Source organism: Cytobacillus stercorigallinarum, from assembly GCF_014836495.1.
Classification (GTDB): domain Bacteria; phylum Bacillota; class Bacilli; order Bacillales; family Cytobacillaceae; genus Cytobacillus; species Cytobacillus stercorigallinarum.
Map to the genome: position 1 here is coordinate 584,121 of NZ_JACSQT010000002.1, position 14,242 is coordinate 598,362.

Below are 14,242 nucleotides of genomic sequence, written 5' to 3' on the forward strand. Positions count from 1 at the left end.
ATGGAGCCTACCTCAGTAGCTAGGTAGGCTCGGGATTTATTCCACTGTTCTTGGATTCATGAGCTGATTTTCAGCTTCATTCTCTGACTGTTCTTTACGATACCATTCAAAAAATACAAGCGCCAACACATACCCATAAACAATTTCCTGTATAATCTTCATAATAACGCCGCCTAACTGCTGATCATGCAGTAAAGACATGCTATTAAACATTTCTGGTCCACTTAAATTTAACCCTGCGAGAGTTCCTGTAGGGACACAGAGAGCTAATGCTTGCCCCCATGCATGTGGATCAGAATACGTTGCATACATCGGTGCATCTGCAAAAATAATCAGGGCACAAGCGGGTGTTAATAGAATCCCATCTGCAAATATATAACCGACTTTTTTTAGCCCACTTAATCTTTGCTGTTCTGGTAACGGGGTGATAAGCGGCCACCACATACAGATAGCAAAGAAAAATAGGATAATTGTATAAACTGTATGCAAAGTCATATCCACTTTGATTACATCAAAAATTAATGGGATATGGTAAAAAGAAAATAACCCATTAAAAAAGATTAAAGCAATTAATGGTTTTGTAAAAAACCGAAATAATGGTTTTACGATTGGTAAGGCAATAAAGGAACGCCACATCCATTTAGGAATTCCGTAAATAAACAAAATTGGCACAACTAAATATAGTACACCCATTTGAATCATATGTGCATAAAACATTAAATGTCCCATTAGATCAAGCGGAGAACCCTTAATCAGATATAAGACTAAGATTGCACTTGAGAAGAATAGCGCTTCTTTCTTATGTAATGGTTCACTATTAGCAAAACGGTGGCGAAACTTAACAGTCACTAAAAAGTACAAGATTAACAACAAGACCAATGCTAGAAAAAAATATGGACTCCATAATGCTCTAAATCCAAAAATACTAAGTGGCATTCTTACGTCACCTCATTTTATGTAATACTACAGGCCATCTTTATTGTTTCTGATATCAATGTCTATTATACGCTTGTCTTAAAGACCGTGGCAACCCACTTTATGGAATCGTTGTCAACATCTTACCTTGATTGTTGTAACTGTCATAAATTTTTAAGAATTGTAGCTCTATTTTGTCATTCATCTTTACTTGAAATAATGAGCAGTGTTATTTGACCATTTTTCACATAAAAAAAACGACTGATATTCATCAGCCGTTTTTTTAATTTTACCACCAAATAATTGTCACGAATGCCAGCAGAGTAATGAAAGCTACAAAGACGCCTGAGTACAGGAACAATGCAGGAGCTTCATGTCCTTTATGGCTCATATGCATGAAATAATATAGTTGAAAGCCTACTTGAATGATTGCTAGAACTAAGATAAACGGAATGGTAAACCATCCAGAAATATCATAGCCAACAGCAATGAAAGCCACAAATGTTAAAAAGATCATCATTGCAAATGAAACTACCTGATATCTCATTTCCTCTGCGCTTTTTCTGCGACGATATTCAATGTCAACTTTTGGGTTACCTGAGTTTAATTCTTCATTTGCCATCAGTTATCCCACCATTCCCATTAAATATACAACCGTAAAGATAAATACCCATACAACATCAATAAAGTGCCAGTATAAACTTGCAACATAAAACTTTGGTGCTGTATAAAGGTCTAATCCACGTTTTGCATTACGTACCATTAATGTAATGATCCATGCAAGACCAAATGCAACGTGAGCCCCATGGAAGCCAACTAGGGTATAGAAAGCTGTACCAAATGCTGAACTCGTAAATGTATGATGGTATTCATGTACATAATGGTTAAATTCGTAAACTTCAAAACCAAGGAATGCTAAACCGAGTAATACGGTAATGCCTAACCATAACTGCATTTTTTTGAAGTTAAAATTCTTCATATGGTACATTGCATAAACACTTGTTAGTGAGCTTGTTAATAACAACATTGTCATAACAAACACCAATGGTATTTCAAAAAGATCTTTGGCTAAATAATGGTCACTGTTTGGTACACGATCTTTTAATGCTAAATAAGTCGCAAATAAAGTCGCAAATAAAACAGTTTCACCACCAAGGAATAGCCAGAAACCTAAAAATTTATTTTTTCCATCGAGGGTTTGCTTTTCAGGCGCTGCAGGCCATGTTTCATATGTGAATTTTTCATCTGCCTTCATTATGCCTTACCCCCTTTATCATCATCCATTAATTCCTCTTTATGAATATGATATCCGTGGTCATCTTTAACTGATCTAAAGAACATAGAACCAAAGACAACCAACATGCCGATAATAAGTACTGGGATGCCCCAAGAATGTTCATTATGGTACATTGCACCGAATGCTGCGATAAACAATCCGAGTGAAATAACAAATGGAACGAAAGAATTGTTAGGCATATGAATGTCACCTATTGGCTCTGCCGGTGTCATCTCTTTATTACCTTCCATTTTCTCAATCCAGAATGCATCTAAACCACGTACAAGTGGTAGCTGTTTAAAGTTATAAAACGGTGGTGGTGATGGTAAGGCCCATTCAAGTGTACGACCGTCACCCCATGGATCGCCACCAACTTTTTCGTTCTTCGCAATTGTCATCACAATATTAATTAATAATACGATGGTTGCTACCGCCATAAAGAAGGCACCAACAGTACTTACCATGTTTGCCATATCAAATCCTTGACCACTATTAAACGTAAAGATACGACGCGGCATTCCCATTAAACCTAAGAAATGTTGAATAAAGAAGGTTAAATGGAAGCCAATTAAAAATAACCAGAATGTTATTTTACCAAGAGCTTCGTTTAACATTGTGCCAAACATCTTCGGCCAATATAGATGTAAACCGCCAAGTAATGCGAAGACTACCCCACCAACAATAACATAATGGAAGTGAGCAACAACAAAGTAACTATCATGGAACTGATAATCCTGTGCAGCTGACGCGAGCATAACACCTGTTACTCCACCCATTGTAAAGGTTGGAATAAAGGCTATCGCATATAACATTGGGGTTGTAAATTTAATACTACCGCCCCACATTGTAAAGAGCCAGTTGAATATTTTTATCCCCGTCGGAACAGCGATTGCCATTGTTGCAACAGAGAAAATCGCATTAGCGATTGGACCTAATCCCGTTGTAAACATATGGTGAGCCCATACCATGAATCCTAAAAATCCGATTAACACGGTAGCGAATACCATGGATGAATAACCAAACAATCTTTTTCTCGAGAAAATCGCAAAAATTTCTGAAAAGATACCAAAAGCTGGTAATACTAAGATATACACTTCTGGGTGACCAAAAATCCAGAATAAATGCTCCCAAATAATTGTGTTACCACCCATATCTGGGTTAAAGAAATTTCCTCCAAATAAACGATCAAAAAGCATTAAGAAAAGTGCTACAGTTAATGGAGGGAATGCGAATAGGATTAATGCTGACGTTACAAACGTTGTCCATGTAAATAACGGCATACGCATATAAGTCATTCCCGGTGCACGCATATTAATAATCGTTACAAGGAAGTTAATCCCCCCTATTAATGTACCCGCACCCGAGATTTGTAATCCTAGTACGTAAAAGTCTATCCCGTGACCTTCTGATGCAAGTGAGAGCGAAGCATAAGAAGTCCAACCAGCATCAGGAGCTCCTCCTAAAAACCATGAAAGGTTTAGGAATACACCACCAAAGAAAAACAACCAGAACCCTAAAGAGTTAAGGAAAGGGAATGCAACATCACGTGCCCCAATTTGTAGTGGCATAACCGCATTCATAAATGCGAATATCAACGGCATCGCTGCCAAGAAAATCATTGTTGTACCGTGCATAGTGAGTATTTCATTATATACTCCAGCACTTACAAAATCATTGCCTGGTACGGCTAGCTGGATACGGATAAACATTGCCTCTAGTCCACCGACTAGGAAGAAAAATCCACCAGCAATTAGATAAAGGATGGCAATTTTTTTATGGTCAACAGTTGTTAAGTAATCCCATAAAACGGCGCCAACACCTTTTTTCTGAGCATAGGTACTCACAATTTTACCTCCTTATTAAACGCATATCGCCTTATCAATCCTCAACTTTAAGGCCCATTAAGTAATCTGTTAATGCATCAATTTCTTCATCTGAAAGGTTACCATATTGATCTGTCATTTTATTTCCAGGTTTGAATTCTTCCGGATCTTTTATCCAAGCTTTCAGATTCTCTTCTGTATGCTCTAAATATCCAGCTATATGCGTACGGTCACCAAAAGTTGTCAAGTTAGGACCAACAGCATTTGCTCCTGTAGGCGTAACCGCATGACACCCAATACAGCTTTGATTAAAGATTTCTTGCCCTTGTTCTGCAGACGCAGTTTCAGGTTGAGCTGCTTCTTCCATTGAAGCTAAATCTTCAGCCCAAGCATTAAAATCATCTTTTGAAATAGCTTTTACTTTAAAGTCCATTAATGCATGGGATGGTCCGCAAAGCTCAGCACATTTCCCATAAAAAATATTACCAACTTCATCAGCTTTCTCACTATTAAATTCTAACCAAAACTTATTCGTATTTTCAGTATTGGTATCCAACTTACCACCAGCAGCTGGAATCCAGAATGAGTGTTTCACATCTGTCGATAATAGGTTGAAATATACTTTTTCGTCAGTAGGAACAACTAGCTCCTGACTAGTGACGATACCTTGATTCGGATATTCGAACTCCCACCAATAAAGATTTGCTTTAACATTTACCACCGTTACATCTGTTTTCCCCTCTTCATTCTTTTCTTCCATAGGAGAAACATCAGCTAAATCAAACGTAGCTGCAACAGTCGGTACAGCTAAAACTAGAAGTAATAAAATTGGTATAACAGTCCAGATAATCTCTAATTTGTGACTTCCTTCAACTTGTTTAGGGATCTTATCGTCTTTACGACGAAACTTAAACAGTACGATAAGGAAAATGACTGTCACGACAATAATGACTCCAACCATAATGAATGTACTCAATAGCATAAGGTCATATTGTGTTTGCGCAACTTCACCCGCTGGTTGTAGTGTCGATATAAATGGTTCACCACAGCCGGCTAGAAATAACGTCGTTACAGCTAACATAAATAGCAGACGCCCTTTTGCAAGCCTTTTCATAGCTTATTCATACCCCTCTTTCATGAAAATTTCTTTGAGTGCTAAAACTTAATATGGATAAATCTCTCAACAAGAGAGAATCTCCCAACAACTGAAAAATGAACTACTTCACCAGTAATAATAAGTAAAGCCCAGCACATACTTCTAATCATATTGTTACAAACTTTGGAAAAGGTATTCCTATCTTAGAAAACAACTTTCTTAAAAGCTTGTCTTCTTTACTATTATGTTCACTTTTTAATTATGTAAGTAATCTCTTTTGTGTTAGCTATGTATTTAAGTAAACATAATATCCAGATTATTAAAAAAATCTCAGACAGATTTCAAGCTATTTTCGTTTTCATCCCATTCCTTTTAAGTATGTGATACTGGAGGCCATTTAATGACAGATTAAAAGTTAAGCACTATCTCCACTATAAAGCAAATTAGTTTACTTTACCATATTTGTCATTAAATTCACCAAAGCAGTTAAAATAAATTCCAAAACACTTACAATTCCCCTAAACAAATGTGATGCATTCACTGTATATTAAATCACATTTTTTAGTTATTTTGTGAAATTTTCTAGAATTAATTATGACTAATTTGTGTCAGAAGTTTGTTTTTCATTATATATTCATCACTTTTCTGAGATAATTAAGTTAATAATTTTTTCATTAAATGATAAATTAAGGTAATCACACAACTTCAGCTTTTTATACATATTTTCATGACAACTATATTTCTAGCAGACAAAACCGATGTTTTCAAGGGAAATAAGGATGAATACGGGAGAATTTTTATAAGTATTGTAATATTTTGATGAATCCTGTAGTATCAAAAAAGTGAGTATACATAGACGTTATTTTTTCACATTTAGTTAAATCGCAACTGAATCTCTTTTAAACTAAGAAATTAAACATAAAATCTACACAATATTTTGGCAAATACCATCATTTATATGGTATCAGTGAAGACTTTATGTTCTTAAAGCCAAAGAGCTCATACATACCTATACATTCAGAAGAGGGTGAAAGTTTTGCAACGATCATTAAAATGGTTCGCTGTCCTAACAACAATAGGCATGCTACTCATTCTATTAGGCGGGGCATTAGTTACAAAGACAGATTCGGGAGACGGCTGCGGGGCATCATGGCCATTATGTCACGGTGAATTTATCCCAAGCAATATATCACCCGAATTAATTATTGAGCTCGCTCATAGACTTGTTTCAGGTTCTGTCGGACTTATGGTTCTCATTTTAGCCATTTGGTCATGGAAAAAGATTGGTCATGTAAGAGAAACTAAATTTCTAGCTATTTCATCTGTCATTTTTCTAGTATTGCAGGCTCTAATCGGTGCAGCTGCAGTCATGTGGGGACAATCTGATTTTGTAATGGCACTCCATTTCGGGATCTCTTTAATTTCCTTTGCCGCCGTTCTATTACTTACTTTGTTAATATTCGAAGTGGATAAAAAGTTTCAAGCAGAAAAACTTGTTATTGATCAACGAATGAAACGCCATATTATCGGGGTTACGCTCTATAGTTATATCGTTGTTTATACAGGTGCGCTCGTAAGACATGTAAATGCTAGTTTGGTTTGTTTCGATTGGCCTTTCTGTAGAAATGATGCCATCGGTCTTCCGCTGAATATGTATGAATGGATTCAGATGGGACATCGTGCAGCAGCTGGTTTAATATTTATTTGGATTACATATATCATGATACTAGCACTCAAACATTATAAGGATCAGCCTGTTATTTATAGAGGCTGGATTATCTCGTTTATTTTAGTCAGTTTACAAGTCATTGCTGGCGCACTAGTTGTAATTACCCAATTAAACTTGTACATTGCGCTCGCCCATGCATTTTTTATTTCTTGCTTGTTTGGGGTGTTAAGCTACTTTATTCTTCTGACTACAAGAAGCAAAGCGAATGAATTGGCTCAATCAAGAAAAACGGATAACAAAAAAGACAAAAATGTTCCGTTATCATAAATTTTTTAAAAGTTTGATGTAAGTAAATGTGAGCAAACAAAAAAACTTTTCCTCTTTCTAAGAGGAAAAGTTTTTTTGTTATGATCGCGCTAATTCAATTAAAAGATCACCCGTAGCAATCGATTCTCCATCAGTGGCATAAATTTCTTTGATTGTGCCTGTAAATGGAGCTTGTACAGTTGTTTCCATTTTCATCGCCTCAGTAATCATCAAGTGGTCACCTTGATTAACAATATCACCTTTGTTTACTACTGCCTTAATAACTGTTCCAGGCATTGTCGCAGCAATATGTGTTTCATTGTGAGGGTCCGCCTTCACTTTCGTTGCAACGGAAGATTTAATACTTTCATCTTTTATCACCACTTCACGAGGTTGTCCATTGAGTTCGAAATAAATCACTCTCGTTCCATCTGCTCGTGCTTGACCAATTGACACCAATTTAACAATAAGCGTTTTACCTTTTTCAATCTCCACTTCAATTTCTTCACCTAAGTTCATACCGTATAAGAATGTAGGTGTATCAAGAACAGAAACATCACCAAATTGCGTATATGTTTTGTGGTAATCCATGAATACCTTTGGATAAAGTGCATAGGCAATTGCATCAAAACTTGTCACTTCTCTACCTAATTCTTTATATAAAGTCGCTTTGATTTCATCAAAATCAACAGGTTCTAACAGTTCTCCAGGTCTAACGGTAATGGCTTCTCTATTTTTCAATATCGCCTTTTGTAGATCTTTAGGGAATCCTTGATACGGTTGTCCTAAATAACCTTCAAACAGCTCGACAACAGAATCAGGGAAGTCTAATGAAGCACCTTTTTGAATAACCGCTTCTTCATCTAATTGATTTTGTACCATGTATAGAGCCATATCTCCTACAACCTTTGAAGACGGTGTCACTTTTACAATATCACCAAACATGTGGTTGACGCGAGAATACATCCCTTTTACTTCATCCCATTTCTCACCTAGTCCAACTGCTTTCGCCTGTTGCTGAAGATTACTATATTGCCCTCCAGGCATTTCATGTTGATAAATTTCCGTATGAGGTGCTTTCATACCACTTTCAAATTCTTGATAATATTTACGTACATCTTCCCAATAATAGGAAAGTTGTTCTAAAGCATTCACATTCATGTCAGGTTGTCTTTCTGACCCTTCTAACGCATAATATAATGTGTTTGCACTAGGTTGAGAGGTTAACCCAGCCATCGTACTTAAGGCAACATCAACAATATCAACGCCAGCCTCGATTGCTTTTGCATAAGTGAAAATCCCGTTACCACTCGTATCATGCGTATGCAAATGAATTGGAATATCTACAGTTTCTTTCAATTCAGAGATAAGCTCATATGCTGATTGTGGCTTCAATAATCCAGCCATATCCTTAATCCCTAGAATATGTGCACCTTGATTCTCAAGTTCTTTAGCCAACTCTTTATAATACGCTAGATCATATTTCTTTCTTGATTTATCAGAAATATCCCCTGTGTAACAAATGGCTGCCTCAGCAATTTTGCCTGTCTGTCTAACAGCGTCAATCGCTACTTCCATACCTTTTACCCAGTTTAAACTATCGAAAATACGGAAGACATCAATTCCTGCATGTGCTGACTTTTCTACAAACTCTTGAATAACATTATCCGCATAATTTTTATATCCTACGGCATTAGAAGCCCTTAATAACATTTGCAAGAGAATGTTCGGCATCTTTTGTCTCAATGTTAATAATCTTTCCCATGGATCTTCTTTCAAAAAGCGATAAGCTACATCAAATGTCGCGCCGCCCCACATTTCAGAAGAAAACATTTGTGGCAGTAGTTTTGCAGTTGGTTCAGCAATATTTTGTAAATCCTTTGTTCTAACTCTTGTTGCTAATAAGGATTGGTGGGCATCTCTAAAAGTCGTATCTGTTAATAGAACATTTTTTTGTTCCTTAATCCATGACACAAGACCTTCAGCGCCCCGTTCTTCAAGTACTTGCTTCGTACCAGATTGATACTCATTTGGTAAAATAATTTTTGGCATTCTTGGTTGATCAAATGCCGGTTTCTTCTGTTTTTCAATTCCAGGGAAACCATTGACCGTTACGTTACCAATGTAAGATAACATTTTTGTTCCACGGTCTTTTCTTTTTGGAAAAATAAACAATTCTGGTGAACGATCAATAAATGATGTATCATATTCACCTGTCAAAAAGTTTTTATGTTTTACGACATTTTCCAAAAATGGAATATTCGTTTTAATCCCTCTAATTCTAAATTCCTGCAAGTTTCGAACCATTTTTGATGCAGCTTGCTCAAAAGTAAGGGCATGAGTTGAAAGTTTCACCAATAATGAATCATAATGTGGTGTGATTACTGCACCTTGGTATGCATTACCAGCATCTTGACGAACACCGAATCCTCCACCACTACGATAAGCCATTAGTCTTCCTGTATCCGGCATAAAGTTGTTTAAAGGATCCTCTGTAGTAACCCGAGATTGAATCGCATATCCCATTGTTTTGATCTCTGTTTGATCTGGAATCCCAATTTTTTCACTGTGTAATTCATATCCTTCTGCAACTAATATCTGTGTTTGGACGATATCAATACCTGTAATCATTTCAGTGATGGTATGTTCAACTTGGACACGAGGATTTACTTCGATGAAATAAAACTCATCACCTGAAACAAGGAATTCAACTGTTCCAGCGTTGATATAATCCACATTCTTCATTAGTTGTACGGCTGCTTCACAAATACGTCCTCTTAATTCCTCGTCTAACGATACACATGGTGCGACTTCGACAACTTTCTGGTGACGTCTTTGTACAGAACAATCACGTTCAAACAGGTGAACAATATTGCCGTGTTGATCACCAATAATTTGCACTTCTATATGTTTCGGATTTTGTACGAATTTCTCGACATAAACTTCATCATTTCCAAATGCCGCTTTTGCTTCAGATTTGGCACGATTATATGCTTCTCTTACTTCTTCAGCACTTTTAACAATTCTCATTCCTCGGCCACCACCGCCAAGGGAGGCTTTAATAATGATTGGATAGCCGTAATCTCTCCCGAATTGCTCTACTTCTTCCACAGCTTGCACCGGTCCATCAGAACCAGGAATAACCGGAATATTCGCAATTTGCGCTTGTGATCTCGCCTTCACTTTATCTCCAAACATATCTAAGTGTTTAGATTCAGGTCCAATAAACTTGATTCCTTCTTCTTCACATCTTCTAGCGAACTGAATATTCTCTGATAAAAAGCCATAACCAGGGTGAATCGCATCAACACCACTATCTTTTGCAATTTTAAGAATACCCTCGATATCAAGGTAAGCATCAATCGGTTTCTTACCTTCACCAACAAGGTATGCTTCATCTGCTTTGTATCGATGATAGGATCCTGAGTCTTCTTTTGAATAAATCGCAACTGTACGGATATTTAATTCCGTACAGGCACGAAAAACACGAATGGCTATTTCTCCACGATTGGCGACTAATACTTTGCTAATTTTTTGACCCATAATAACACCCCGTATATTTTTATCGTCTATTATATGTAAAACGACCGCTCATACTTGCTGTTGTCTTTACCGGTTTGTCAGTCGTTACATTTTGTTCTTCTTTATCTTTATATTTCTTTTCATAGTTTACAAACATTGATACATTCACTAATATTCCCATTGATACCATAAGTACTAATAAGGATGATCCACCATAGCTTATAAAAGGTAATGTCACTCCAGTCAGAGGGATTACTCCTGATATTCCACCAAGATTAATGAATGTTTGAATGCCTATCATAGCAGAAACACCTATTGCCAATAGACTTCCAAAAGCATCTTTGCATCTCAAGGCAATAAAAATACCTTTAAGGACTATAAATCCTAAAGCGAAGAGTACGAATATTACCCCAAAAGCACCTAACTCTTCAGCAATTACAGCCATAATAAAATCAGTATGGGGTTCAGGTAAATAACCCATCTTTTGAATACCTTGGCCTAAACCTAAACCACTTAACCCACCGTTTCCAAGAGCAATAAATCCATTAGATAACTGCCAACCAAACTCTGATTCAAAGGGATTTAAAAACGAATCAAATCTACCTAAACGTTTCACAGAAAAAATCTCTTTGCCTAGCAACAGAACGACTGGTATTAAAATGACTGCACCTATACCAACTAATTTCATAATATTCTTCAAACTCATTCCTGAAGAGAAAATGATTGATGCACCTATTAAAAAGATAATACCTGCTGTGCCGTAGTCTGGCTCTAGCGCTATTAATACAACAACAAATACTAAATAGAAAATGGGTGGAATAACTCCCTTATTAAACTCATTAATATAGGATTGTTTCTTAGCATATACTGCCGAAAGATAAACAATCACAATTAACTTCACAAACTCAGACGGTTGAACTGAACGAACACCAAGATCAATCCAACTTTGCGCATTATTTGCAGCTCTTCCTATCAAGGAAACAAGTATTAACCCAAATATTGATAACATAACTAAGGGAATAAGTAACTTATTATTTTTATATGCTTTATATGGGAATAGAGCAGCAATGACAAAAGCAATAGCTCCTAAAATTAGGTGTGTTCTCTGTTTAATATAATAGTAGTCACTTTCATATTCGTAATTCTGTACCGCTACAACCATGCTTGAACTATATACCATAACCAGTCCAAAAATACATAAAAGACCTAATACAACGATCAATGAATAATCATAAGATTTTAGAATTTTTTTAAACATATGCCTCTTCCTTTATTCTCTTAAGTAGTATATTTATTCTACTATAGCATTCATTTTCCTGCCAAAATAAAGATAAAAAGGAATGTAATTAAAACGTAACGCGATAAATGATTAGATCATTGTTCTGTATTATTCTATTCAATGTGACATACTAATTAATATATTTATACATCATAATTATCTTTTTGTCTACTATATATGCTTAATTAATAGATTCAGTTTCATAGTTCAGCATAATATTGCCTATCATTTATAAAGCAGCATAACCTATATTTCTTCTTATCCACTCTCCTCTTAACCAAGTTCTAACAAATAAAAAAACTCAAGCTAATATCCTTAGCTTGAGTTTTTAATATGTTTTATTTTTTTACTGATGCTTCATGTAGAATGGATAATTCTCTCTCAAGTTTATCAAGAATTTCTTTTCCATCTTTATCGGCAATTAATCCAAGTCTCACAGCAAAATCAATTTCACGAGATAAGCCAAACATCTGCGTATCAAGTACTTCTTCGTATAATGGACATTGAGGCATAGTCAAATTATCCATTTGGACTTTGATTAATTTTAATATTTTTTCAGCATCTGCCTGTAATAGAGCATTAGCTCTTTCTTTATGATCAATAACCATTTCAGAAGCCAACTTTCAATCCCCCCGTTTCCGAGCGATTATCCTATCTATAAATTTTAAACTTAAGTGAAGAAAAAAGCAAGGATAATCAGGGGAGATCCGCAGATTAAAAAATACTAAAATGATATTTCTTTGCCATAATCTTTAATATTTCTGCACCAGCAATACTATTCCCTCTCTCATCTAGTGCAGGCGAGAAAATGCCTATACCTAACTTACCTGGTACAACTGCCATTATACCACCCGAAACACCACTTTTCGCAGGGATTCCCACTTTGATTGCAAACTCCCCTGAAGCATTATACATACCGCAAGTGACCATGAATGTTTTGCATATTCTTGCAATTTCCTCATCAATTAATATGTTTCCTGATTGCGGATCACGGCCATTATTTGCAAAGACAGCTGCTATTCTTGACAAATCTAAACAATTCATTTCAATCGCGCATTGTTTCGTATAAACATCAATTAACTCATCGACATCTCCATCAATTACTCCATGTTGTTTCATAAAATAACATAATGAACGATTTAAGTCTGTTGTCTTATATTCCGAATCTGCAACCTCTTTATTGTAACCGATGGCTTTACCCCCTAATAAACATTGCACAAAATGGAGAATACGTCGCCACCTCTCATCGGGAGAATCTCCCCTTACCATGCTTGTAACCGCCAATGCACCTGCATTAATCATTGGGTTCAAAGGTTTAGAATGAGAGCTCGTCTCAAGCTTGATCATTGAATTATAAGGATCGCCCGTTGGTTCCATCCCTACTTTTTGAAATACATTCGTGTATCCTTGATCAATTAATGCTAGTGCTAGAACAATTACTTTTGAAATACTTTGTAATGTGAACTTTTGTTCAATATCTCCAGCTGAAACACAAGCATCACGACCGCGAGTAATATGAAAGACAGCAGCTGAAACATTTGACTGATCAGCTGCCTGCAAAGCCGGAATATAATCTGCTACTTTACCTCTAGCAGCAAGCGGCTTCACTTGTTCAATTATTCCTAACAATTCTTGATCTGTCTGACAACCCATTACACCCCTACTCTCCATCGACATTTCCTTATAGTTTAATACATTTAGTGATATTCCATTCGAGTTGAAATGACATTTATGGTTAAAAGCGTTATACTTTATTAGGACAAAAGATATTAGTCACACAAGCAGGGGGTATGACAAAATGAAAGATATCATCCATATTACAGGCAACGTCAAATATACAATTACACTCGATCCAAGTGTATGGATTTTTGATGATCGAAAAATTGACCTTGATACATATTTTGAGAATGAAGAAGAGTTACCGAATGAAAAGGAGGAATATACGAAAGCAGCCTCTAAACATTGGGATCGTGAAATTATGGAAGGTGCAGTATACCCACCAACACTTAAAACAGAAAAGAAATTTGAAAAAGTCCGTGTCTTAACTGGTACTTTTGGGATTCCCTTCTTGCCTTTCCTTACAAATGCAGAGCCAAATAGTGAAAGCAAGACAATAGAAGTACATTGTGAGAATGAAACAGTCAATATCCCTATGGCAGAGGCAGAAAACCTCATTCTCGCCTTTTCATTAAAAGGAAAGCCATTGAAGGAAGATGGCCCAGTGCATATTTATTATAAAGATGGTAGCAATCGCCGTCAGCCAATTAAAAATGTGCTAGACTTCCATATTATATGAGAAAAAAGACTGAATTTGAGCCACTAAGCTCATTCAGTCTTTTTTCTTCAGTAGTTCTTA

Annotated in this window: 11 protein-coding genes; 2 read left to right on the top strand and 9 right to left on the bottom strand. The window is 36.2% G+C overall.

Annotation, left to right across the window (positions count from 1 at the left end; genetic code table 11):
* Positions 1-36 precede the first annotated feature (36 nt).
* From ctaG to coxB, 5 genes are all read right to left on the bottom strand, one after another.
* Positions 37-936 carry a cytochrome c oxidase assembly factor CtaG gene (ctaG, locus tag H9655_RS07410; RefSeq protein ID WP_191812459.1) on the bottom strand — a complete coding sequence of 300 codons (900 nt, stop codon included), beginning with the start codon at positions 934-936 and terminating at the stop codon, positions 37-39.
* Positions 937-1,204: 268 nt separating this feature from the next.
* Entirely contained in the window at positions 1,205-1,537 is a 333-nt protein-coding gene (gene ctaF, locus H9655_RS07415; protein WP_191812461.1) for a cytochrome c oxidase subunit IVB, read from the bottom strand.
* Positions 1,538-1,540: 3 nt separating this feature from the next.
* Positions 1,541-2,170: a cytochrome (ubi)quinol oxidase subunit III gene (locus H9655_RS07420; protein WP_191812463.1), complete on the bottom strand. Its 630-nt coding sequence runs from the start codon at positions 2,168-2,170 to the stop codon at positions 1,541-1,543.
* Positions 2,170-4,035 (bottom strand): cytochrome c oxidase subunit I, encoded by a 1,866-nt coding sequence (gene ctaD / locus H9655_RS07425; protein WP_191812465.1) that lies wholly within the window; start codon positions 4,033-4,035, stop codon positions 2,170-2,172. The genes H9655_RS07420 and ctaD overlap by 1 nt, the downstream gene beginning before the upstream one ends.
* A gap of 34 nt (positions 4,036-4,069) precedes the next feature.
* Positions 4,070-5,128, bottom strand: a complete 1,059-nt coding sequence (gene coxB / locus H9655_RS07430; protein ID WP_191812467.1) for a cytochrome c oxidase subunit II — start codon at positions 5,126-5,128, stop codon at positions 4,070-4,072.
* A 1,018-nt stretch (positions 5,129-6,146) separates the two neighbouring features.
* Between coxB and H9655_RS07435 the strand changes: the two genes are divergently transcribed.
* The gene (locus H9655_RS07435) at positions 6,147-7,106 is read left to right on the top strand and encodes a COX15/CtaA family protein (protein WP_191812469.1); all 960 of its coding nucleotides are present in this window, start codon (positions 6,147-6,149) and stop codon (positions 7,104-7,106) included.
* Between the two features lie 78 nt (positions 7,107-7,184).
* Here the strand turns inward: H9655_RS07435 and pyc are convergent, their stop codons facing one another.
* The 4 genes from pyc to glsA all read right to left on the bottom strand — a co-directional run bounded on the left by pyc (position 7,185) and on the right by glsA (position 13,539).
* Positions 7,185-10,628, bottom strand: coding sequence for a pyruvate carboxylase (gene pyc, locus H9655_RS07440; RefSeq protein ID WP_191812471.1), 3,444 nt, complete (start codon positions 10,626-10,628; stop codon positions 7,185-7,187).
* Positions 10,629-10,647: 19 nt separating this feature from the next.
* On the bottom strand, positions 10,648-11,865 hold the full coding sequence (locus H9655_RS07445) for an FtsW/RodA/SpoVE family cell cycle protein (protein ID WP_191812473.1): 1,218 nt from the start codon (positions 11,863-11,865) through the stop codon (positions 10,648-10,650).
* A 359-nt stretch (positions 11,866-12,224) separates the two neighbouring features.
* Positions 12,225-12,506, bottom strand: a complete 282-nt coding sequence (locus H9655_RS07450; RefSeq protein ID WP_095369658.1) for a YlaN family protein — start codon at positions 12,504-12,506, stop codon at positions 12,225-12,227.
* A gap of 94 nt (positions 12,507-12,600) precedes the next feature.
* Positions 12,601-13,539 carry a glutaminase A gene (gene glsA / locus H9655_RS07455; RefSeq protein ID WP_191812475.1) on the bottom strand — a complete coding sequence of 313 codons (939 nt, stop codon included), beginning with the start codon at positions 13,537-13,539 and terminating at the stop codon, positions 12,601-12,603.
* A 145-nt stretch (positions 13,540-13,684) separates the two neighbouring features.
* On the opposite strand from glsA, the gene H9655_RS07460 reads away from it, so the two are divergent.
* Positions 13,685-14,182: a molybdopterin-binding protein gene (locus H9655_RS07460; protein WP_191812478.1), complete on the top strand. Its 498-nt coding sequence runs from the start codon at positions 13,685-13,687 to the stop codon at positions 14,180-14,182.
* The last annotated feature ends 60 nt before the right edge of the window (positions 14,183-14,242 follow it).